At 71.9% G+C, this 22,065-nt stretch carries 20 protein-coding genes and 1 tRNA gene; 8 read left to right on the top strand and 13 right to left on the bottom strand.

The features are described from left to right. Positions 1-9: 9 nt before the first annotated feature. Both AB0J36_RS03500 and AB0J36_RS03495 read left to right on the top strand, forming a co-directional pair. Positions 10-1,230, top strand: coding sequence for a hypothetical protein (locus tag AB0J36_RS03500; protein WP_357392324.1), 1,221 nt, complete (start codon positions 10-12; stop codon positions 1,228-1,230). A gap of 215 nt (positions 1,231-1,445) precedes the next feature. Continuing rightward, positions 1,446-1,892: an HNH endonuclease gene (locus AB0J36_RS03495; RefSeq protein ID WP_357392323.1), complete on the top strand. Its 447-nt coding sequence runs from the start codon at positions 1,446-1,448 to the stop codon at positions 1,890-1,892. 70 nt (positions 1,893-1,962) lie between these two features. Here AB0J36_RS03495 and AB0J36_RS03490 read toward each other — a convergent pair whose 3' ends face one another. The 3 genes from AB0J36_RS03490 to AB0J36_RS03480 form a co-directional block, all read right to left on the bottom strand. Continuing rightward, entirely contained in the window at positions 1,963-3,735 is a 1,773-nt protein-coding gene (locus AB0J36_RS03490) for a protein kinase (RefSeq protein WP_357392322.1), read from the bottom strand. A gap of 154 nt (positions 3,736-3,889) precedes the next feature. Further along, positions 3,890-4,681 (bottom strand): enoyl-CoA hydratase/isomerase family protein, encoded by a 792-nt coding sequence (locus AB0J36_RS03485; protein ID WP_357128806.1) that lies wholly within the window; start codon positions 4,679-4,681, stop codon positions 3,890-3,892. 88 nt (positions 4,682-4,769) lie between these two features. Beyond that, a complete protein-coding gene (locus tag AB0J36_RS03480; RefSeq protein WP_357128803.1) occupies positions 4,770-7,157 on the bottom strand; it encodes a M4 family metallopeptidase in 2,388 nt (795 codons plus the stop codon). Positions 7,158-7,325: 168 nt separating this feature from the next. Here AB0J36_RS03480 and AB0J36_RS03475 point away from each other — a divergent pair, with 168 nt between their 5' ends. Beyond that, on the top strand, positions 7,326-7,901 hold the full coding sequence (locus tag AB0J36_RS03475; protein WP_357392320.1) for a hypothetical protein: 576 nt from the start codon (positions 7,326-7,328) through the stop codon (positions 7,899-7,901). A gap of 7 nt (positions 7,902-7,908) precedes the next feature. Here the strand turns inward: AB0J36_RS03475 and AB0J36_RS03470 are convergent, their stop codons facing one another. The 4 genes from AB0J36_RS03470 to AB0J36_RS03455 all read right to left on the bottom strand — a co-directional run bounded on the left by AB0J36_RS03470 (position 7,909) and on the right by AB0J36_RS03455 (position 10,525). Beyond that, positions 7,909-8,559, bottom strand: a complete 651-nt coding sequence (locus AB0J36_RS03470) for a histidine phosphatase family protein (RefSeq protein ID WP_363660079.1) — start codon at positions 8,557-8,559, stop codon at positions 7,909-7,911. Between the two features lie 66 nt (positions 8,560-8,625). Next, positions 8,626-9,045 carry a VOC family protein gene (locus AB0J36_RS03465; protein ID WP_357128794.1) on the bottom strand — a complete coding sequence of 140 codons (420 nt, stop codon included), beginning with the start codon at positions 9,043-9,045 and terminating at the stop codon, positions 8,626-8,628. Between the two features lie 35 nt (positions 9,046-9,080). Continuing rightward, positions 9,081-9,482 (bottom strand): AraC family transcriptional regulator, encoded by a 402-nt coding sequence (locus AB0J36_RS03460; protein ID WP_357128791.1) that lies wholly within the window; start codon positions 9,480-9,482, stop codon positions 9,081-9,083. Then, the gene (locus AB0J36_RS03455) at positions 9,479-10,525 is read right to left on the bottom strand and encodes a hypothetical protein (RefSeq protein WP_357392318.1); all 1,047 of its coding nucleotides are present in this window, start codon (positions 10,523-10,525) and stop codon (positions 9,479-9,481) included. The genes AB0J36_RS03460 and AB0J36_RS03455 overlap by 4 nt, the downstream gene beginning before the upstream one ends. Before the next feature lie 191 nt (positions 10,526-10,716). Between AB0J36_RS03455 and AB0J36_RS03450 the strand changes: the two genes are divergently transcribed. Continuing rightward, on the top strand, positions 10,717-11,382 hold the full coding sequence (locus AB0J36_RS03450) for a hypothetical protein (RefSeq protein WP_357392317.1): 666 nt from the start codon (positions 10,717-10,719) through the stop codon (positions 11,380-11,382). A 136-nt stretch (positions 11,383-11,518) separates the two neighbouring features. On the opposite strand, the gene AB0J36_RS03445 is transcribed toward AB0J36_RS03450, so the two are convergent. Continuing rightward, positions 11,519-11,595: transfer RNA gene (locus tag AB0J36_RS03445), tRNA-Thr, on the bottom strand. A 340-nt stretch (positions 11,596-11,935) separates the two neighbouring features. On the opposite strand from AB0J36_RS03445, the gene ugpC reads away from it, so the two are divergent. Together ugpC and AB0J36_RS03435 are read left to right on the top strand one after the other, a co-directional pair. Then, entirely contained in the window at positions 11,936-13,027 is a 1,092-nt protein-coding gene (gene ugpC, locus AB0J36_RS03440) for a sn-glycerol-3-phosphate ABC transporter ATP-binding protein UgpC (protein WP_357128782.1), read from the top strand. A 170-nt stretch (positions 13,028-13,197) separates the two neighbouring features. Continuing rightward, complete coding sequence (locus AB0J36_RS03435) at positions 13,198-13,773, top strand: hypothetical protein (protein ID WP_357392316.1); 576 nt, start codon at positions 13,198-13,200, stop codon at positions 13,771-13,773. 50 nt (positions 13,774-13,823) lie between these two features. Here AB0J36_RS03435 and rlmB read toward each other — a convergent pair whose 3' ends face one another. After that, positions 13,824-14,954, bottom strand: coding sequence for a 23S rRNA (guanosine(2251)-2'-O)-methyltransferase RlmB (gene rlmB, locus AB0J36_RS03430; RefSeq protein ID WP_357128776.1), 1,131 nt, complete (start codon positions 14,952-14,954; stop codon positions 13,824-13,826). Then, the gene (cysS, locus tag AB0J36_RS03425; protein ID WP_357128773.1) at positions 14,954-16,369 is read right to left on the bottom strand and encodes a cysteine--tRNA ligase; all 1,416 of its coding nucleotides are present in this window, start codon (positions 16,367-16,369) and stop codon (positions 14,954-14,956) included. The genes rlmB and cysS overlap by 1 nt, the downstream gene beginning before the upstream one ends. A 63-nt stretch (positions 16,370-16,432) precedes the next feature. On the opposite strand from cysS, the gene AB0J36_RS03420 reads away from it, so the two are divergent. Continuing rightward, positions 16,433-17,089 (top strand): helix-turn-helix domain-containing protein, encoded by a 657-nt coding sequence (locus tag AB0J36_RS03420; protein WP_357392315.1) that lies wholly within the window; start codon positions 16,433-16,435, stop codon positions 17,087-17,089. A gap of 217 nt (positions 17,090-17,306) precedes the next feature. Continuing rightward, positions 17,307-18,323 carry a hypothetical protein gene (locus AB0J36_RS03415; protein ID WP_357392314.1) on the top strand — a complete coding sequence of 339 codons (1,017 nt, stop codon included), beginning with the start codon at positions 17,307-17,309 and terminating at the stop codon, positions 18,321-18,323. A gap of 174 nt (positions 18,324-18,497) precedes the next feature. On the opposite strand, the gene AB0J36_RS03410 is transcribed toward AB0J36_RS03415, so the two are convergent. From AB0J36_RS03410 to AB0J36_RS03400, 3 genes are all read right to left on the bottom strand, one after another. Continuing rightward, a complete protein-coding gene (locus AB0J36_RS03410; protein ID WP_357392313.1) occupies positions 18,498-20,186 on the bottom strand; it encodes a S8 family serine peptidase in 1,689 nt (562 codons plus the stop codon). 96 nt (positions 20,187-20,282) lie between these two features. Further along, a complete protein-coding gene (locus AB0J36_RS03405; protein ID WP_357392312.1) occupies positions 20,283-21,005 on the bottom strand; it encodes an HAD family hydrolase in 723 nt (240 codons plus the stop codon). Positions 21,006-21,051: 46 nt separating this feature from the next. Continuing rightward, positions 21,052-22,008 (bottom strand): DMT family transporter, encoded by a 957-nt coding sequence (locus tag AB0J36_RS03400; protein ID WP_357128758.1) that lies wholly within the window; start codon positions 22,006-22,008, stop codon positions 21,052-21,054. Positions 22,009-22,065 lie beyond the last annotated feature (57 nt).

Below are 22,065 nucleotides of genomic sequence, written 5' to 3'. Positions count from 1 at the left end.
GCAGCGGCGATGTCACCACTGCACCGCGCCGGCGCAGCGGACGGCCGGCCGGCCGAGGAGGCCGTCCGCGACGATGCGTACCCACTCATCCGTGACGAGCGCGCCTGTGTCGTCACCGCCCTGCGGCTGGGCTGGTGGATGGCGGACGCCTACCACCACGGGCAACACGCCGAACCGGGGCCGACCACGCCGGTCCACCCACCGGCCAAGCTCTCCAACCTGACCGAGATGTCACTCCCCCGCCGGATGCGGATGTACCTCGACGGCGTCGACGTCGCGCTGGCCCAGATCTCGGCGCTCACCCGGCACACCGGGTCGCTGCCCGACACGTCCGCCGCCCGCACGCGGCTGCCCGACCTGGACCGCCTACCCGATCTGGAGCGGCCGGACCTGGTCGACACCGAGCCGCTGCTGCTCGCCCTGGACGACCTCAACGTGGACGTGCTGCGCTGGGCGATGGCCACCAACCTCCGGGTCGGACTGGCCTACCGGCTGGGCCGGTCCCTGGCCGACACGGTCCGGCCCGGCGACGCCGCCCAACTCCTGCGCCGCTTCGACGGCCGACAAGTCCAGATCAGCCGGTGGTTGGACGAGTTGGCCAGCGTGCTGCCGCCGTACTCGGCCGCGGTGGTGCGCCGCTCGCTGGCCGCCTGGGCGGTGGCCGTGGAACGGGCCGGCCGGGGTGACCCGACCGAACCGGAGCCCGCCGAACTGAGCCGCGAACTGCGCAACCAGGGCGATCTGTGGCGCGGCGTGCTCACCGGCGGCCTGCACCCGCGTGACCTGCTCGACGAGGAGGACTACGCGGTGGTCGCCCGGAACCTGATCATCCGGGACCGCCGGCTGGTCGCCCAGGCCGCCCGGGGCATCTTCTGGCCGGTGCTGGTGCCGCTGCTGGTGGTGCTCTTCGCGCTGGTCGGCGTGAGCGCGGCAGCGGCGGCCGGCTCGCCGACCACCCGGGCCGCCGTGGCCCTGCTCGGTCTGGGCGCCGGGCTGGCCGCCATCTGGCGCTCCGTCTCGGGACCCGCGCTGGCGGTCGCCGGCGAGGTCAACCGGCCGCTGCTGGACAGCGAACTCACCGCGCGGATGGCACTGCGGCTGGACAAACCGCTGACGAACGCCCGCCGCACGGCGGGGAGCGCTCCTCGCACCCGGCGCCAGCGCGCTCCCGAGGAGCCGGGTGGCCGATCGAAATACGTTGCCCCCCTCTCCCGTGCGGACCTACCGTGATCGCGCAAGGTCAGCCACCACAGTGGGAGCAGGTCATGACGAGGTCGCACGCCACCACCGTGCTGTCGTCACTGCTGTCCTGCGGCGGTTGGCCGGCGGAACACCCCCGGGCGGGCCGGCCCGACTGACGCGTACCCGTACGTGCCGAGCCGCCCGTCCGAACGCCGGACCGGGCGGCTCTTCGCTGTCCGCCGCCACTGTAGAAAGGAGTCCCGGTGGATGCCGTCCTCGTCGTCAACGCCGACCTCGGCCCGTTGCACCGGGTCACCGTCCAGCACGCCGTCCGGATGCTCTGCCGACGGGTGGCCGAGATCCACGAGGCGGAGCCCGATCGGCTGATCGGCGTCTTCCCGCTGCCCCGGGTGGTGCGGCTGGTCCGTTACGTGGTCACCCGGTGGCGGTTCAACTCCGGGCCGGCCTGGTCCCGGGCCGGGGTGCTGCGCCGCGACGACCACTGCTGCGCGTACTGCGATGGCCCGGCGTCGACCATCGACCACATCCTGCCGCGTTCCCGGGGTGGCCGGAACACGTGGCGAAACACCACCGCCGCCTGCTACGGCTGCAACCAGCGCAAGGGTGACCGGACCCCGGCGGAGGCGGGCATGCCGCTACGACGCCGCGAGCCGGTGAACCCCGGCTGGGCATCGCTGGCCCGGCGGTGACCGACCGGCCGGCGGGAACGGGGGGCCGCGCCCGGGGGTACGCCTCCGGCGCGGCACCCGTCGGCCCCGGTCACGCGGCGCGCTCGGTGACCTTCGCCTTCGGCCGCCCGGCGGCGCAGTGCACCCGGATCTCGCTGCTGTGCTCGGGTGCGGTCAGCTCGACCGTGACCTGCTTCGCCGGCCCCGCGTCGTACGGCGGCACCTGGTAACCCGACGCGGGGGTGACCGTGAGCAGTTCGGCCAATCCCCCGACACAGCGGACGGTGACCGTCCCGCCCTGGGCGCGCACCGGGAGCCCCGGGGATTCGGCGGGCGGAGACGCGCCCGTGGGCGTGACCGTCGGCGCGACCGTCGGCGGCGGCTGACCCGGGGCCGACGGCCGGCCCGGCCCCACTGCGGGGCCGGGGCGGGGAGCGGCCGACGTGGGACCGGCCGACGGTTCGGCGGGCGCACGCACAGTGGACGGTTCGGGCTGCGCGACGGTCTCCGGCAGGCCGACCGTGGTGGTGCCACCCGTGCCGATCCCGGTTCGTGGGGTGGTTCCGTCGTGCCGCCGCGCGCCGTAGTCGCCGAGCGACCCGGCCACCGCCACCGCTGCGATCACCGCGCCGCCGACCACCAGCGCCACCCGTCGGCGACGCCAGGCCTGTCGCCGGGGCGCTTCGGAAGCAGCCCGGTTCACGCCATCGGCCGCCTCCGCGTCCCCACCCGCTGCGGCCTTGCGCGCCTCGTTCGGCCCGGCGTCACCATCCTTGGCCGGGTGGGCAGCGGGCGAGCCAGCGGCGACCGCCCGGTCCGCGGCGGCCGATCTGTTCGCGGCGCTCGACCGGTCCGCGGCGCTCGACCGGTCCGCGGCGCTCGACCTGTTCGCGGCGCTCGACCTGTTCGCGGCGCTCGACCTGTTCGCGGCGCTCGACCTGTTCGCGGCGCTCGACCCGGAATCAGCGGCCGATCCGGAAGCGGCGGCCAGCCCGGAAGCGGCGCTCGACCCGGAGGCGGCGGCCAGCCCGGAGGCGGCGTTTCCGCCGGCCAGCCCGGAGACGACGGTGAGCAGGATGCGGGCCACCTCGGCTGCCGGGGGACGGTCGTCGGGGTTGCGGGCGAGACACCAGTGGTAGAGCCGGTGGATCTCGGCGGGCACCCGGTCGATCTCGGGTAGCGGGTCCGGATCGACGTGCACGTGGGCGCGGAGCATCCCGGTCTGCGTCTCGGCCGCCCACGGCAGCCGGCCGGTGAGCGTCCGGTGCAGGAGCAGGCCGAGCGCGTACACGTCGGAGGCCGGCAGGACCTCGCCGGCCGCCAGCCGCTCCGGCGCGAGGTACGCGGGCGTACCGAGCAGCCGGCCGTCGAAGTCGATCTCGGAATCACCGGCGGCCGCCGCGATACCGAAGTCGAGCACCTTCGCGCCGGTGGGGGTGAGCATCACGTTGCCCGGCTTCACGTCCCGGTGCACCAACCCCTGGCCGTGCGCCGCCGAGATGGCCGACGCCACCTCGGCGCAGACCCGCAGCGCGGCGCGGGGTGGCAACGGCCCGGCGACCAGCCGGCTTTCGAGGGTGTCGCCGTTGAGCAGTTCCAGCACCACGAACGGCACCTGAACCCCGTCGAGACGCGACTCGCCGAAGTCGTAGACGTTGGTGACGTGCGGGTGCGACAACCGGGCCGCCGCCTTGGCCTCGGCCCGGATCCGCTGCCGGGCGTTGGGGTCCGAGGCGACGAGCACCTTCACCGCCACGTCCCGTTCGAGCACCTCGTCGTACGCCCGGTAGACCGCCGACATGCCGCCGCTGCCGAGACGCTCCAGGAGCCGGTAGCGGCCCGCAAGCAACTGATCACGCTGCACGACCGACAGACTGCCGTACGACTCACGTTCGGCACCACCCGGGATCGAGGTTTCGCAATGGGTGGGAGATCGACTCGGGTTGCATGACATCGGCGTGTCCCAGCGCACGGGACACCCCGCCTTCCTGGAAACCGAGTGGATCAGGCCGCGAGCTTCAGCGCTCGGTCGGCGCTCGCCAGGCGAAGCGGGGAGCCCGGCGCTCGGCCATGGCCGCCACGCCCTCGCGGGCCTCGCCGCTGTCCGCGACCTTCCGGTGCCACCAGGCGATCCGGGCCGGCCCGGCGCGGTCGTCGACGATCTCCTTGGCGGCGGTGACGCTCAGCGGTGACCGTTGGGCGATCGTCGTGGTGAGGTCGTCCAGCCGCTCGGCGAGGCGGTCGCCCGGCAGCACCTCGTCGACCAGGCCGATCCGCAGGGCCCGCTCGGCGTCGATCAACTCGGCGGTGAAGAGCAGGTGCTTCGCCGCCGACGGGCCGACCAGCCGCGCCAGCCGGCGTGTCGTCGGGGCCGGGTAGACCAGCCCGAGGCGGGCCGGAGGTACGCCGAATCGGGCGTCGTCCGAGGCGATCCGCAGGTCACAGGCGACCGCGAGCTGCGCGCCACCCCCGACGCAGGCGCCCCGGATCGCCGCGATCGTCGGCTTGGCGAAGCTTGCCAGCCGCTCCTCGGCGGCGACCGCGATACTGGTGTCACCGGCGTCCAGCAGCTCGGCCAGGTCACCGAGGTCCGCGCCCGCGCAGAAGGCGTCGCCCGCGCCGGTGAGCACCAGGGCCCGCACCTCGGGGTCGGGTTCCAGCCGGTCGAGCAGTTCGGGGAGCTGCCGCCACATGGCCGCCGTCATCGCGTTCCGGCGAGCCGGGTTGTGGATCACGACGGTTGCCACCGGTCCGGCCACCGCGACAGTCAACTCCGCGTCCGACACGCAAACCCCCTCTTCCCACGCCATCCGAGCCGACCCAAGATTGCCAGAACGGCCCGGACGCGAACCCGGCGACCACCGTTGCGGTGGCCGCCGGGTCCGGGTGTCGGTCAGGTCAGGAGACGTTGACCGCCGTGTCGTCGACCACGAAGGACGTCTGGAGCGAGGAGTCCTCGGTGCCGGTGAACTTCAGGGTGACGGTCTGGCCGGCGTACCCGGCCAGGGAGAAGGACTTCTGGCTGTAGCCGGAGGCCTTGTTCAGGTTGGAGTAGGTCGCCAGCGTGGCCAGCACCGTCCCGCCCGAGTTGAGCACCTGCACGTTGAGCTTGTCGTACGCGGTGCTGGTGGTGGTCTCGGCCGAGTCGATGTGCAGCCAGAAGCTCAGCGTGTACGACGAGCAACCCGCCGGGAGGGCCACCGACTGGGCGAGCGTGTCGGTGTGGGTGCTGCCGTACCCGTCCAGCCAGGCCTTGTACGACCCACCGTGGGCCGCCTGGCCGCTGGAGCTGGTGATCACCCCGGAGCTGGCCGTCCAGCCGGTCGAGCCGGACTCGAAGCCCGGGTTGGCCAGCTTCTGGCCGGGCGAGGTGCAGCCGCCGCCGGAGCCGTTCACGGTCAACGTGTAGGTGGCGCTGCGGGTGACCGACCCCGCCCCGTTCACGGTGACCGAGTAGGTGCCCGGCGAGGTGCTGGACGAGGTGCTGATGGTGAGGGTGGACGAGCCGCCCGAGGTCACCGAGGCGGGGCTGAACGCGGCGCTCGCGCCACTGGGCAGGCCGGACGCGGAGAACGTCACGGTCTGCGCCGAGCCGCTCGTGGTGGCGGTCGAGACGGTGGTGGAGACCGCGCTGCCCGGGTTCACCGAGCCGGCGGTCGGCGACAGCGACACGGAGAAGTCGTTGCCGGTGGAGCAGGTGGCGTCGTTGCCGGCGACGTTGACCGCCGTCCAGGCGGCCTGCACGGCCTTGTACTCGGTCGAGCAGCTGCCGTACAGGTCGGTGGCCGCCCGCAGGCTGTACGCGCGGGCGGTGTTCGCCGGGTTGCTGGTGTTGACGTACGACGTGTTGGAGGTGAAGTAGACGTCCAGCGCCCGGTACCAGATCTTCTCCGCCTTGGTACGGCCGATGCCGGTCACCGCCGGGGCGGAGCCGCAGACCGGCGAGGTGCCGTACGAGGTGGAGCCGGTGCCCTCGGCGAGGTTGAAGTAGAAGTGGTTGCCGACGCCGGAGGAGTAGTGCACGTCCTTGTTCTTCGTGCTGGTGGACCAGCAGGAGTCGGACGCGCCGTCCAGCGACGGGTTGTACATGTAGCGCAACGGCGTGTTGTTGCCGTTGATGTTGATCTTCTCACCGACCTGGTAGTCACCCGGGTCGCTCGGCGCGGCGGCGTAGAACTCCACCATGTTGCCGAAGATGTCGCTGGTGGACTCGTTCAGGCCACCGGACTCGCCGGAGTAGACCAGCCCGGCCAGCGCCTCGGTGACGCCGTGGCTCATCTCGTGCCCGGCCACGTCCAGCGCGACCAGCGGGCGGGAGTTGCCCGAGCCGTCGCCGTAGGTCATCTGGGCGCCGTCCCAGAAGGCGTTGACGTAGTTGTTGCCGTAGTGGACCCGGCTCGGCACACCACTGCCGTTGCCGAAAATGCCGTTACGGCCGTGCACGTTCTTGAAGTAGTCGAACGTCTTGGCGGCGCCGAAGTGCGCGTCCACTCCGGCCGACTGCCGATTCGAGTTGGCGCCGGTGCCCCACGCGTTGTCGGCGTCGGTGAACGTGGTGCAGGACGACGTGCCGTTGTTCATGTCGCAGGTACGGCCGTTGCCGCGCACCGGGTCGATCATCTGGTACGTGCTGCCGGAGAGCGTCGTGTCGATGCTGACCGTGCCGGTGTAGATGCCCTGGCCGCTGCCGGTGACCGATTCGATCTCGTCGTACGATCCGACGGTCGCGCCGGAGGTCGCGTCGGTGACGACGTGCAGCCGCGACGGCGTCTGCCCGTCCGGCTGCCAGCCACTGACCACCGTCTCCCAGGCCAGCCGGCCCACGCCCGAGCTGGCGTCGACGAACAGTTCCGGTGCGCCCACGTTCTCGGCCTTGCCGGTGAACCCGGCGCGGGCCGTCTTCTTCGCCGTGTCGGCGCTGACCTTGGCCGTGGTGAGGAGGGTCAGCGGTGCGGCGAGTCCGACCGAACTGCCGGCGTAGGTGCCGTTCGGCGCGGTGTGGATGACGAAGTCACCGCCGTACACCCGCAGTCCCTGGTAGGTGCGGGTGTAGCGGGTGTGCGCCGCGCCGGAGGCGTCCACCCGGGTGCTCTGCACCTGGTAGGACTCGGCGCTGGAACCCTGGACCGCGCCGGGGTTCGTTTGCAGGACGGTCGCCGCTCGGGCCGCGGCGGAGGCGTCCGGCGCGGGAGCGGGAGGTGCGGCAGCGTGCGCCGCGGTGGCGACGCAGGTCAACAGGCCGCTGGTGAGCAGCGCTGCGCTGACGGCCGCGAGGGGTCGTTTCACGTGCCCTCCTGGAAGGAGAAAGGGTGTGACGGGGGTAGTCACGCATGTAGATATAGCTATGTGTAGAAGAAAAGAGAAGCCTTGGACCGCTCCCAGACATTGAGATTGGCCGAACGGATGAGGGCCTTGACAAGGGAACCAACGCGGGCATCGGCGCGTCCGACGGACATGAGACCCGCCTCCACGACCGGCGTCACGATCGCGCTCCTGGCCGCCCTGCTGGCCGGCTGCACCGGCACCGACCGGGCCGCCGACCCCACCGACCTGCCCCCGGTGACCGGCGCGACCGCAGGCCCGGACCTCACGAACATCCCCGCGCCGAGCGGCCTCGTCCCAGGCGGCCCCGCCCCGAGCGGGGCCGTCCCGAGCGGCCCCGCCCCGAGCGGCCCGAGAGCGGACGACCGGGCTCGGGTCGCGCTGTTCCGCTCCGGTGGTTTCGCCGGGCGCGGCGACAACATCACCGTCGAGCCGGACGGGCGGTGGACCGTGGTCGACCGGGCCGGCGGCCGTCGTACCGGCAAGCTCGGCACCGCCGACCTGGGCCAGCTGCACGGACTGGCCGCCGACCCACGGCTGAGCGCCGAGGCCCGTCGCACGGCCACCACGTCGAGCTGCGCCGACGCGTTCAGCTACCGCGTCACCGTCGGGACCGTCGAGACCGGGTACGTCGACTGCCCCGCGGATCCCGCGCCGCCGCCCGCCACCCGGGCACTTGTCGAGTTGCTGCTGCGGGTCACCGCCTGACGGCGGGTCACACGAGGTAGTCCGGGGGAAGACCGGTGCCGCGCAGCTCGGCCGGCAGGTGCGCCACGTCGTTGACGGCGATCAGGTTCGGTGGCCCGGCCGGGCCGTACCGGATGACGGTCAACCCGGCGTTGTGGTGGTTCAAGCCCAGCCACCGCCGCTCAGGTGCCTCGAGGGCGTGCCGGACCAGCCAGGCGATCAGGAAGGTGTGCGTCACCACCAGCTCGCGTACCGGCTCCCCCACGGCCGCCGCCTCGTCGACCTCCGCCGGCCCCGTGAAGCGCCGCACGGCCTCCGCCGTCACGCGCGGCCCGTCGGCCCGCTCGGCCGCCGAGAATCCGGCCAGGAACTCGGCGTACGCCGACGGCAGGCCGGTCGGGTCCGTGTCGTGCGGGAGGTGGTCACCGGCCAACTCGGTGGCGTACACCGGAACCCCGGACAGTGCCGCGGCGACCACCTCGGCGGTCTGCGCGGCCCGGCGCAGCGGCCCGTGGTGGACGGCGGCGAACGGCCGGCCCCGCAGGCGCTCGCCGAGCAGCGCCGCCTGCCGCCGGCCGCGCTCGGACAGGCCGGTGTCCGGCTCGGTCGAGCCCGTGTCGGCGTGCCCGGTGAGGTCCTGCTCGCCGTGTCGGGTCAGGTACAGCAGCCGCGTTCGCATGCGTACACCCCAACACACCGGAAGGCGCGGTGCCGGCCCGCGCCCTCCGGTTTCTTGATCTTCTGACTAGGCCCGGGGGAACATCTGGCCGATACGGATCTTGTTGCCGAACGGGTCCCGGATGCCGAAGTCGATCCCGTACGGGCGCTCGGTCGGCTCGTCGATGATCTCGACGCCCTTCGCCACGAGATCGTCGTGGGTCTTGTGGGCGTCGTCGGTGGTCATGAAGAGGTACCCACCCAGGGCACCCTTGCTGAGCAGCTCCCGCACCTGCTCGGCGGTCGCCGGGTCCAGCGCCGGCGGGCCCGGCTTCTCCAGCAGGATCTCGCGCTCCGGGTCGCCGGGCAGGTTCACCGTCAGCCAGCGCATGAAGCCGAGATCCTGGTCGGTGTTGACCTCCATGCCGAGCTTGTTGACGTAAAAGTCAAGCGCCTCGTCCTGGTCGAGGACGTAGATCTGAGAGCGGCTGATCGCGTTCATCGTCATACCAACGACCGTAGAGGATGCCCCTGACCTGCTGCTTATCCAAAACTGCTGGGACGCGTCCAGGCCTTCGTGAAGCAGGACGGCACGTTGCCGGCGGCGACGCGGCGACGCCGGAACTCCGAGGGCGACTCACCGACGATCTGCCGGAACGTCCGACTGAACGTGCCCAGACTGCCGAAGCCGACCGCGTAGCAGATGTCCGTCACGTCCCGGTCGGTCTCCACCAACAGCGTCATGGCCCGCTCCACCCGGCGACGTTGCAGGTAGCGGTGCGGCGTCTCACCGAAGGTCGCCCGGAACGTCCGGATGAAGTGCGCCTCGGAGACGTACGCGATCCGGGCCAGCGCCGGGATGTCCAGCGGTTCCGCGTACGACCGGTCCATCGCGTCGCGGGCGCGCAGCATCGCCCGGTTGGACTCCTCCACCGCCCGACTCACCGCGGGCCGCCGGGCGGCAGGACCGGTGTCTGCGTCACGTCCTGATCGCGCAGCTTGGCGTAGACGACCTCGGAGGTGAACCCGCCGATGAACCCGATGGCCAGCACGAAGAAGACCAACCTCCGTGCCGCGTCACCGTCGAGCAGGGCCGGGTTGGTGGAGAGCTGCGCCGCCACGAACAGCAGGAAGGCGATGACACCGGCCGCCGACCCCAACGCCGCCGCCCGCAGCCAGTTGCCGTTGCCGTCGTACGCGTTGCGCACGATCGCGCCCCACACCGACGCGATCATCGGCGCGGCCACCAGGACCGCCACGTTCTGCCACCCACCGGCCGGCGCGGCGTACGCCAACGGGATCGTCGCCAGGGCGAGCAGCAGCAGGACCAGCGCGGTCACCAGGCCGGCCACCGTACGCCGACCGGCGGCGCCCCCAGCGCGTTCCTCCTCCGCGCGGCGCCGCACCTGGGCGCGGAGCGCGGTGACGATCGGGCCGGCCGCCGCCGACTGCCAGGGTCGGGCCAGCAACGCCACCTCCTCCTCGCTGGCGACACCGCGCTCGTTGTTGAGCCGCTGCCACGTCTTCTCCGCGCCACCGCCGAACGCCGCGACCGCAGCGACCGGGATACGACGGGACAGGCCGATGAGCCCGGCGATGAACGTGGAGCGTCCGCCGCCCACCAGCAGCAGCGCGTCGGCCGTCAGCAGCGACCGGTAGAAACTGACCTCCCAGTCGTCCGTCGACTCGGGCACCACGGCGAACAACTCCGGATACCGCTGGGCCTCCTCGAAGTCCACGTCCTGCTGATACCGGCCACGGACCAGGATCGACCCGGGCGTCGCCCGGCCGGAGCCCACGTAACCGCGTACGACATCGCGTTCCAGGTAGTCGGGATCGCTGGAGTACACGACGATGCCGCAACCCTGCCTCGCGAGCTCCGCGCCCAACTCGGCCGCCGCGGCGGGGGCAGCCTCCGGATCGCGTACGGCCGGCGAGTAGGAGCGGTTGACCTGGGCGCTGCCGGCGATCGCGACGAGCGGGCTCATGCGACTCCTCGACGGTCGGGTGATACCCGAACTATAGGAGCGGCCGACCATCGATCGTTCGCGCCGGCCGTGCGATCGGCGCGGCCGGGGAGCTCGACGCCACCGCACGTGGTGATCCGGGGCCGACGCTTCCCACTCCTCGCGAGCTAGCGTCGTCAGCGCAGCAATACCTGATGCCGGGGAGGCGTGGGGTGAGAGAGCTTGAGGGCACCTACCGCGGGCTTCTCCTGATTGAGCCGCCCCTACGCAGGCAGTGGCTACTCGACCGCAAGCCTGACTCGGTAAGTCCCGTGCACTGGTGGTTCGCACTGATCGATATGGCGACCTCGGATGTGCGCCGCCAGCACCGCGGATTGCCCGGCCACCGGCCCCTTGCCGACGTGCCGCTAGCGTTCTTTCTGATCGACCTGGCATCCGAGCACGATTTCCCGATGGAGCTGGCGGTCGCACACCTCAGCACGCTCATCACGATCGCCCTCGATGCAGGTCAGCGAGTCCAGGAGCTACCAGCCAGCGCTCGGCCGGACACGGTCGCCCGGCGGGCTGTCGAGAGCTTTGGCATGACACGGAAACAAGCTGCCGCCCGAGCAGCGAGCCTGCGCGCCATCCCGCTCACCGAGGATGATTTCGTCCAGCCGGGTGAAGACTGGCTGGCGAGATGGCAGGCGCTCACCGTCACCGACGACTACCAGGACTACCACCGACTCCTCAACATCGAGCGGATCTTGACCGACCTCGCACCCCTCGTCGACCACATGACCGACGCCCACCTCGTCGCTGACGTCCAGGCATGGCTTCAGGTGCTACCCGATCTAGCCCCGGTGCCGGCAGCTGACCCGCCGCTCGATGAGGGATGAGTGTCCCGCCGCCCATGCCAGCCCTGACACGACGCCTCGGGCGCTGGTCACGCTCGACGGGAAGCTCTCTCGTGAGTGCCGTTGCTGTCAACCGGTCGACTCGTGGCAGTGCCCGTCGGGAAAAGCTTTGTGGATATGGAGCCCCCGGCCGGGATCGAACCGGCGACATCTCGCTTACAAGGCGAGTGCTCTGGCCAGCTGAGCTACAGGGGCGCATGTGTCGACGCCAGCATAGCGACTGACGTCCGGATATCCCGCTCGCGAGTGCTCCCGAGCACGGGAAACGTCAACAACCCGACGCCCGACGCCGCACCGCGACGTCGATTGATGCCTTGCCGTGCCCGACTGCCCGGAATGCGTAGGCATTGGGTCACTTCCGAGGGTCCCTCGCCTTGGCAGCGCGGGCAAAGCCAATTACGGTGCAGTGACACGGACGACGACCCGGCCGCCCCCGCGACCGACCGCCGTCCGCTGACCGGCACGGGCTCGTGCCGGTTGCTCCTTCACTCGGATCGTCCGGCACGTTCCTGCCGGTGAAAGGAAGCGCACCACCATGGCTACGGTCACCTATTCCAAGGCGTCCCGGATCTACCCGGGCACCGAGCGTCCCGCCGTCAACGAGCTGAACCTCGAGATCGGCGACGGCGAGTTCCTCGTTCTCGTCGGCCCGTCGGGTTGCGGCAAGTCCACCAGCCTGCGGATGCTCGCCGGTCTGGAGGACGTCGACGCCGGCTCGATCTACATCGACCAGCGGGACGTCACCCACCTTCCCCCGAAGGCCCGCGACATCGCGATGGTCTTCCAGAACTACGCCCTCTACCCGCACATGACGGTGTACGAGAACATGGCGTTCGCCCTGAAGCTGCGCAAGACCTCCAAGTCGGAGATCGACCGGCGGGTCAAGGAGGCGGCCGGGCTGCTCCAGCTCGAGGAGTACCTGAGCCGCAAGCCGAAGGCGCTCTCCGGTGGTCAGCGTCAGCGGGTGGCCATGGGCCGGGCGATCGTCCGCGAGCCGCAGGTCTTCCTCATGGACGAGCCGCTGTCGAACCTCGACGCCAAGCTGCGTGTGCAGACCCGTACGCAGATCGCGTCGCTCCAGGCCAAGCTGGGCGTCACCACCGTCTACGTGACGCACGACCAGGTCGAGGCCATGACCATGGGCCACCGGGTCGCCGTGCTGCTCGACGGTGTGCTCCAGCAGGTGGACACCCCGCGGGCGCTCTACGACACCCCGGCGAACGTGTTCGTCGCCGGTTTCATGGGCTCTCCCGCCATGAACATCAAGACCGTCCCGCTGCACGAGCAGGGCGCCGAGTTCGCCGAGCTGCGTATCCCGCTGACCCGCGAGCAGGTCGAGGCGGCCCGTGCCGAGGGTGGCGACGGCAAGGTCACCGTCGGCTTCCGACCGGAGGACTGCGACCTGGTCAGCCCGACCGAGGGCGGTATGCCGGTCGTCGTCGAGCTGGTCGAGGACCTGGGCTCGGACGCGAACGTCTACGGCCACGCCGCCCTGGGTGGCAACTCGGAGCGCTTCGTCGTCCGTACCGACCGCCGCAGCATGCCGAACATGGGCGACACCGTGTTCGTCAAGCCGCGCGCCGGCCGCAGCCACGTCTTCCACGCCACCACGGGCAGCCGGATCTGACGTAACGCCGTACCGAAAAGGGGCGGTCCGCTGCGGCGGGCCGCCCCTTTCGTCGTACCCGGAAAGGGTCGTCATCCCCGGGAGCCAGCGCGAGCGTGGCTCCCCGGGGTGACGCGGCGGGGTGTGCCGTATCCCTAGCGTTCGCGGCACACCGAGCCCGAGGAGACGCCGTGTCCGCCACCGCCACCGCCACCGCCCACCGGAACCAGATCATCCGCCGGGCCGGCCGTAGCCTCGCCTACTGCGCGACGCTGGTACCGGTCGCCCTGTTCACCTTGGCTACCACCCCGGTGGGCGGGGCCGACGCCGCCGTCGCGCGGTGGCGGGGCCTGCGGACCGGCCTGCTCGGCGCATCCCCGACGGCCGTGCCCGGCCGGCGACCCGGAACGCTCGCGGTGCTCGGTCACGCGCTGCTCAGCCTGCTGCTCGGCCTCGTGGCCCTGCTGCCGATCGGCGTCGAGCTGTTGATGGTGCTGCGCGGCGTCCTGTACGGGGTGGTCGATCCCGGCCCGTACGACCACTCCTGGGGCGGTCCGAGCCGGGCCGGCGCGTGGCTGGCGCACTTCCTCGTCGGCCTGCCACTGGCGGCCGGCGGGCTGGCCGCGCTGATCGGCATCGCCGCCGTGCACCAACGACTGACCCGACGCCTCGACGGGGAGCGGGGTCCGGCCTGGCTGCTGCCGGCCACGCTGCTGACGGCGGTGGCCGGTGCGATCTTCTTCGTCGCCTGGCTCCACCAGATCTGACGGCGAGGCCCCCTACCGCTTTCGGGCGGTAGGGGGCCTCGTCGACGTCGTTACAGCTCGACCGAGCGGCGGCGGGCGACCTCGGCCAGGGTGACCGCGGCGGCCACGCTCGCGTTGAGCGACTCCACCTCGGAGATCATCGGGATGCTGACGGTCAGGTCGCAGGTCTCCCCGACCAGCCGGGACAACCCGCGCCCCTCGGAGCCGACGACCACCACCAGCGGGCCGACGGCGGCCTCCAGGTCGTACAGGTCGGTGTCGCCGTCGGCGTCCAGGCCGACCACCATGAAGCCGGCGTCCCGGCACGCCTTCAGCGACCGGGTCAGGTTGGTGACCTGGGCCACCGGCACCCGCGCCGCCGCGCCGGCACTGGTCCGCCAGGCGGTCGCGGTGATCCCGGCGGCACGACGCTCGGGTACGAAGACACCCTGCGCGCCGAATGCGGCGGCCGACCGGATCACGGCGCCCAGGTTGCGCGGGTCGGTGACCCCGTCCAGCGCGACCAGCAGCGGAGCCTGCTGCTCCAGCGACGCGGCCACCAGGTCCTCGAAGGGCTCGTACGCGAACGGCGGCACCTGCAAGCCGACGCCCTGGTGCAGCACCCCACCGGTCATCCGGTCCAGTTCGGCCCGGCTGATCTCCAGGTTGGCGATGCCCCGGTCGGCGGCGGTCCGGATGATCTCCTTGGTCCGCTCGTCCACGTCGATGCCCTGGGCCGTGTAGAGCGCCGTCGCCGGCACCTGGGCGCGCAGCGCCTCCAGCACCGGGTTGCGTCCGACCAACAGCTCCGGGGAGTCCTTCGACGGGTTGGACTTGCGCCCCGGGGAGACCCGGGGACCGGAGCGCGAGGTGGGCTTGCCACCCCGACCGCCGGTCGCGCCACGACCGACCGGTACGCCCCGACCGCCACCCTTGCCCCAGGTGGTGTCCTTGCTGCCCGGCTGACCGATCTTCGGGGCGCGCCCCTCCTCGGCCGCCACCCGGCGCTCCTTGTCCTGCTTCCAGGCGGTGCGCTGCGGCAGCTTCTCGGTGCCCGAGTAGCCCTTGTGCCACGGCCGCTCGTCAGCGGGCAGGGTGCGACCCCGCCCGGCGAGGGAGTCCTTGTTCTTGCCGCCGGAGCCCTTGGGGGCACCCGCCTTCGACGTCAGTCGCCGGCCACGGCGCTGCGAGTTGCCGGCCATCAGTCCTGCTCTCCAATAGTCCAACGGGGGCCCTGGGGGGTGTCCTCGACCACCACGCCGGCCAGCTTGAGCTGGTCACGTACCGCGTCGGCGGCAGCCCAGTCCTTGCGGCCCCGGGCCTGCGCGCGCTGCTCCAGGGCCAGCGCGATCAGGGAGTCCACCACGGCGCGCAGATCGTCCGAACGACCGCCGCCGGTCCACGCCTCGTCGAGGGGGTCGATCCCGAGGATATCCAGCATCGCGCGTACGACGGCCAGGGTGGTGCGGACAGTCACATCGTCGCCCGCGCTCAGCGCGGTGTTGCCGTCCCGGAGGTGCTGTTGCAGCACCGCCAGCGCGGCGGACGTGTTGAGGTCGTCGTCCATCGCCGCGACGAAACCGGCCGGCAGCTCGCCGAGCTGCCCGGCGCCCACCCGCTCGACGGCCCGCTGGACGAAACCCTCGATCCGGCGGTACGCGGTGGCCGCCTCGCGAAGCGAGTCCTCCGAGTAGTCGATCACCGAGCGGTAGTGCGCGGCGGCGTAGTAGTAACGCAGCTCCACCGGCCGCACACCGAGCGAGTCGACGTACGCGAGGCCCAGGGCGTTACCCGCCGACTTGCCCATTTTCGCCCCGCCGATGTTGAGCAGGCCGTGGTGCACCCAGTAGCGGGCGAACGGCAGCCCGGCCGCCTGGGACTGGGCGATCTCGTTCTCGTGGTGCGGGAACGTCAGGTCCAGACCACCGCCGTGGATGTCGAACTCCGGGCCCAGGTAGCGCCAGCACATCGCCGAGCACTCGATGTGCCAGCCCGGACGGCCCAGCCCCCACGGGGACGGCCAGTACGCGTCCGCCGGCTCGTTCGGCTTGGCGCCCTTCCAGAGGGCGAAGTCGCGCGGGTCCCGCTTACCCCGGTCCGGCGCGTCCCCGGCCGACTGCATCGCGTCCGGCGACTGACCCGACAGCGACCCGTACGCCGGCCAGGACGCCACATCGAAGTAGACGTCGCCGGAGCCGTCGGTGGCCGGGTACGCGTGCCCGTCCGTGATCAGCTTGGTGATCAGCTCGTGCATCTCCGGGATGTGCCCGGTGGCGCGCGGCTCGTAGGTGGGCGACAGCACGTTCAACGCCCGGTACGACTCGGCGAGGATCAACTCGTTGGCGTACGCGATCGACCAGAACGGCAGACCCTGCTCACCCGCCTTGACGAGGATCTTGTCGTCGATGTCGGTCAGGTTGCGGATGAACGTGACCTCGTAGCCGGCCGCGAGCAACCAGCGGCGCAGCACGTCGTAGTTGACGCCGGAACGAAGGTGACCGATGTGCGGCGGCGCCTGAAGGGTGAGACCACACAGGTAGACCCCCACCTTGCCGGCTTCCCGCGGGACGAAGTCCCGCACCGATCGGGTGGCGGTGTCATACAGGCGTAGCGTCACCGTACAAGGGTAGCCGTCCGCGCCTGTCCGGGTCCGCCGGTGCCGGGTCGTACGCTGCGTGCTGTGGATGCGACGGCAGGGTCCAGCCGGACCGGGGAGACGTCCCAGACGCTCGACCGGGGTCTACGGCTTCTGCACCTGGTGGCCGATACGCCGACCGGGCTGACCGTCAGCGAGGCGGCGAACCGGCTCGGCGTCGGCCGGGCGGCCGTCTACCGGCTGGTCGGCCCGCTGACCGGGCACGGCATGCTGCGCCGGGGCAGCGACGGCCGACTCCGGATCGGCGCGGGCGTGCTGCAGCTGGCCCGACGCGCCCAGCCGCTGCTCGCCGAGGGCGCGTTGCCGGCGCTGCGCCGACTCGCCGAACAGGCCGGCGCGACCGCCCACCTGACCGTGGTGGACGGCGGCGAGGGTGTCGCCCTGGCGGTGGTCGAGCCGAGTTGGACGTCGTTCCACGTCGCGTACCGGACGGGCGCGCGACACCCCCTGGACCGGGGCGCGGCGGGTCGGGCCATCCTGGCCGGCCGCAGCGGCACGGCCGACCCGGTGAGCAGCAGCGGCGAGTTGGAGTCCGGGGCGTACGGGGTGGCCGCGCCGGTGCTCGGCGTACCGGGCCTGGAGGCCAGCGTCGGCGTGGTCGCGCTCGCCCCGCTGGACGTCGCCCTGGTCGGCCCCCAGGTGCAGGCCGCCGCGACGGCCGTGGCGGCAACCCTCCGCTGACCCCTTGATCCACTCGCCGACGCTTGGTCGACTCGGCTTCCTGGAAGTCGGGCTCTCCTTGAGCCCGCGACGCCCCGATTTCTGGAAAGCCGAGTCGATCAACCCATAGCAAGATCCCCAAGGCGCTTCGTGGTTTTCCACAGGCGGTGGCGGGGCCCTCCGCGGGGTTGTCCACAGGGGTACCGGGCGGCGACCGGCGGGCGGCACGCTGCTCGGCATGCCACCACGTCCGTACCGACCCGACGCCCTGACCTGGCAGGTTTTCCGCGGCTCCGACGTCGTCCGGGATGGCCTGCTCAGCGAGCACCAGCTACGCAGCAGCGCCTGGGTACGACTTCGCCACGACATCTACGCCGACGCCCGACTGGACCGGGACCACGCCCTGGCCTGCCGCGCCGCGCTCCTGCGGCTGCCGCCCGGGGTGGTCGTGGGTGGTCCGTCGGCCGCCTTCCTGCACGGCATCGAGCACGCCGCCGCCTTCACCGACGACGTGCACATCCTCGCGCCCCGACCGTTGCGGGTCGGCGCTCAACGCGGCCTTCGGGTGCATGTCCACACCGCGTCCGAACACGCCGCCACCGGCCCGCGCGTAAGCGGTCCGAGGCCTGAACGGGCGGTCCCCTATCCACCGGCGAGCGGTCCCTCGAAAGCGAGACGCCCAACCGGCGCGACCCGCCCACCGGGACCGGATCGCCTGGCGCGCAGCCCGCTCCCCTGCTCGGGTCCGGCGCGGTCCGCCTGGGAGACGGCGGTCTGGCTCGACCCGGTCCGCGCGCTCCCCATCATCGACACGTTGCTCGGGCGGGGACTGACCGACAGCGCCGCGCTGGCCAAGGAGGCCGCCCTCAACACGGACCGACCCGGGGCTCGTCGGGCGGATTGGCTCTTCGACCTGGCCGACGGGCGGGCCCAGTCCCCGCCGGAGTCCCAGCTACGGGCGCGGTTGGTGTTGGGCGGCCTGCCACGCCCCGTCGTCCAACATCCGGTGCGCCTGCCCAACGGCGTGGTCCTGCACCCCGACCTGGCGTGGCCCACCTACCGGGTGGCGGTGGAGTACGACGGGCAGTGGCACTCCGACATCGACCAGTTGCACCGTGATCGCCGACGGCTCAATCTGCTCGTCGGCGCGGGTTGGTTGGTGCTCCATGTGACCAGTCGACGGATGGGGTCCGAGTTCCCGGCGGTGCTGCGCGAAGTGCGCGCCGCCCTGAACGCCCGCGGCTGGCGGCGATGAACGCCCGCGCCGCGGCGGTGAGCGGCCGTGATCCACTCGGCTTCTTGGAGACCGGGCTGTCCGGGGCACCGCGACACCCCGCCTTCCAAGAAACCGGGGTCGATCATCGCGCCCGACCGCCGCACGCGGCAGGGCCCGGCCGACCAGTGTCGACCGGGCCCCGCGGGCGGTGCGTTACGGGCGGGCGTTGAGCTTGAGCGGGGTCTTCACCGCCGCGTACGCGTCGACGATCCCGTACCCGTAGAAGCCGTTGAAGTTGAGCCCACCGGCGCAGTACGCGTCGTAGGTCTCGTCACGGCCCTCGTTGCGGTACTGCTGCAGGCGCGGCTCCGGGCAGGCGTGCTCGGCCGCCGTGCGGTAGAGGTGCTGCTCCACCTGGTCCGGGGACATGCCGAAGCCACCCCGGGCCTGCGGCTTGCCGTACCGGCTGACGATCAGCGCGGCCACCCCGGCGGCGTGCGGGGACGCCATCGAGGTGCCCTGCAGGTAGGTGTAGTAGCCGCACTCACCGTTGGCCTTGCACTGCTTGAAGACGGACTCCTCGAAACCGGCGACGATGTTGCCGTCGGCGTCGACCGAGCCCTCCTCCTGGAGCACGTGCTTCGGGTAGGACGACAGGATCATGTTGGCGTCGGTGCGGTACGTGTCCGTGCCGAAGCCGTCGCGGAACCAGCCGCCCGGCGCGGCGACCGAGATCTGCTCGGTGCCGTAGTTGGAGAAGTCCGACTTCTTGCCGGACGGGCCGACCGACGACACACCGATGACGTGCGGGCCCTCGGTGGGCAGGTCCCAGCAGCTGTTGTTGTCGATCGGGCGCGGGTACGGGTCGGCGCCGTAGTCCGGGCTGGACGTGTCGGTACGCGGCGCGCCCAGGTCCTCGTTGTTGTTGCCGAGCGCGCCGACCAGGGTGACGCCCTTGTTGTGGGCGAATTCCAGCGCCCGCTTCATGGCCTTGATGATGGCCCGCTGCTCGGCCTGCGCCTCGGGGGAGTCGGCCGGGTTGGCGGTGCAGTTGTAGAGCCACGGGTCGACGTAGAACGACATGTTGACCACGTCGATCCCGTTGCGGCCGGCGTAGACCAGGGCGTTGACGACCGGGTCGAGGAAGAAGTAGCCGGAGTCCTGGCCACCCTTGAGCTCGACCAGCGACACGTTCGGGGCGACACCGGAGAGGCCGAAGCCGTTGGCGGCGGCGCCGATGGTGCCGGCCACGTGGGTGCCGTGCCCGCCGTCGTCGGTGCCCACCGCGTCGAGGCAGCTCGGCACCTCGCAGGGGCCGTCCACGTCGATCCGGTCGGGTGCGAAGTTGCGCGACAACGCCCAGTTGAAGTTGGGCGCGATGTCCGGGTTGCTGGCGTCGACGCCGGTGTCCAGTACGCCGACGGTCACCCGACGGTCACCGGGCTCGATCTTGCGGGCCTTGTCGGCCTGGATCATCTCCAGGCCCCAGAGCTTGTCGTCGAGCGGGTCCATTTTGGCCCCGCGCCGGGCGGCAGCGCCGGCGGCGGCCTTGGTGGCGGCCGTCAGGTGCTCCTGCTCGACCCGGTCCAGCTTCGGCTTGCGGCCGATGGCCTTCTGCTCGGCGGCGCCGACCAGGGTCGGCGCGGCGGCGGCCCGGGACGCGAAGTCGGCCCGGTCACTGGTGACCTGGAACATGCCGACCTCGTCGGACGAGGACACCACCGTGCCGCCGGCGGCCCGGATGGCGGCGACCGCCGTGTCGACGGCGACCCCGTCCTCGGCGACCACCGTGAAGGTGCGGGACGTGCTCGGCGCGGCGCTGGCCGGTACACCCAGGCCCGCTGCCGTAAGTGCCAGTACCGCCGCGGTCGCGACGGCACCGACGGTGAAGCGCTTGCTCACCACATCGAATCCTCTCGTTGAGGGACGTGGCGTCATCACACAACACCTGGCGGGTTCCCGCCAGATGAACGTCCGTTATGCCGGTGAATCTGTTCTTCATCCGCCCTGGCCGACGCCCAGATCCACCCGGTCGGACGATGCCGCCGGCAGATTCGGCAGGACCGTGGGCAGTTCGGCCAGGGTGGACACCTCCGCGTCGGGGATGAGACCCGCCGGGCGGGGTAGCCCGTGCCGGTTCAGCCACACCGACCGCAGGCCGGCCCGTCGGGGCGCCACCACGTCGTGCTCCCACGAGTCGCCGACGTACACGATCTGCTCGGCGGGCACCCCGGCAGCCTCGACCACCGCCGCGTAGAACTCCGGGGCGGGCTTCTTGGGCAGGCCGTTCTCGTGCGCGTACAGCTCGAAGGCGAACTCGCCGGCGAGCCCGCAGCGTTCGGCGCGGCTGTTGCCGTTCGTGGCGAAGCCCAGGGTGTACCGGCGGCGCAGCGCCACCAGCGCCGGTGGGACGTCCGGGAACGGCCGGGTGAGGGCGAACCGGCGGGCAAAGAAGAGGTCGGCGATCTCGTCGAGGTGGTCGCCGAGGCCGGCGCGGGCCAGCGACCGGGCCAGCGCGGCGCGGCGGATCTCCATGACCGGGGCGGCGCTCAGCTCACCAAAGACCGCTCCCCAGTCGGATTCCAGCTCGGCGAGCGTCACGCCGGCCGCGTCGGGTGCGCGACGCCGCATCTCGTCGAGGACGGCCGCCAGCCCGCCGGTCACCGCGGGCCGCAGGTCGAGCAGGGTCTCGTCAGCGTCGAACACGACAGTGGTCAGCACGGCACCCACTCTCCCACCGCACGACGACCACACCGCGACAGCGACCTCACCGGGTGCCGGCCGCCAGCGCGGGCTCGGGCGCGGCGGGCGCGGGCACGCCGCGCAGCTCGTCGAGGCGTACCAGGGCGACCCCGGCGACGATCAGCAGGCCACCGAGGAGTTGCCAGGCGGTGGGCAGTTCGTCAAGGAACAGCCAGGCGATGAGTACGGCGAACAGCACCTCGGTCAGCCCGACGAACGACGACAGCCGGGGGCCGAGGATCCGGTTGCCGGCGATGCCGGCCAGGTACGCGATCACCGCGGCGACGAGGGTGAGCCCGACGATGGGCAGCAGCCAGGTGGTGCGCTGCCCGGCGAAGGTGACCTCACCGAACGTGGCACGCAGCGGCAGCAGCCCGGTCACCCCGATGAGCAGCAGCACGGCCGCGCCGACGGCCATCCCGCCGCTGGCCATGGCGACCGAGGGCAGTCGGGGGTCGACCCGGCCGGCGAGTACGAAGTAGCCGGCCAGGCCGAACGCGGCGCCCAGCCCCCAGAGCACGCCGACCGGGTCGAAGGCGGCGTTGCCGGTGAGGTCCAGGACGAACACCAACCCGCACAGCGCGGCGGCGGAGCCGGCCACGGTGAGCCGCCGGGGGCGCTGGCCGTGCCGCAGCCACATCCAGCCCACGACGAGGATGATGCCCAGGTATTCCAGCAGGAGCGCGATGCCAACCGGCAGGTAGCGCACGGCGTTGAAGAAGCACACCTGCGCCAGGGCGACCCCGAGCAGCCCGAACATCACGACTGCGGAGCTGTTGTCGCGCAGCACGTGCCACCTGCCGCGCAGCGCCAGCAGGGCGGGGATCGCGAGCACCAGGGCGGCCACCCCGACCCGGGCGACGACAGCGGCCTCGGCCGACCACCCGGCCTCGATGAGCGAGCGCGCGAAGGTGCCCGAGGTGGCGAACGTGACGGCGGAGAGCAGCGCCAAGGCGGCGCCGACGGCGGGTCGTTGCGGCATCTCGCGCTCCTCGCTGCGACACGTGTGTCATGGGCAAACTATCCTTGTGCCCATGAC

This window comes from Micromonospora sp. NPDC049662, from assembly GCF_040675055.1.
Classification (GTDB): domain Bacteria; phylum Actinomycetota; class Actinomycetes; order Mycobacteriales; family Micromonosporaceae; genus Micromonospora.
Note: the sequence above shows the minus strand (reverse complement) of the source record. Positions and strands in the feature narration are given on the sequence as shown.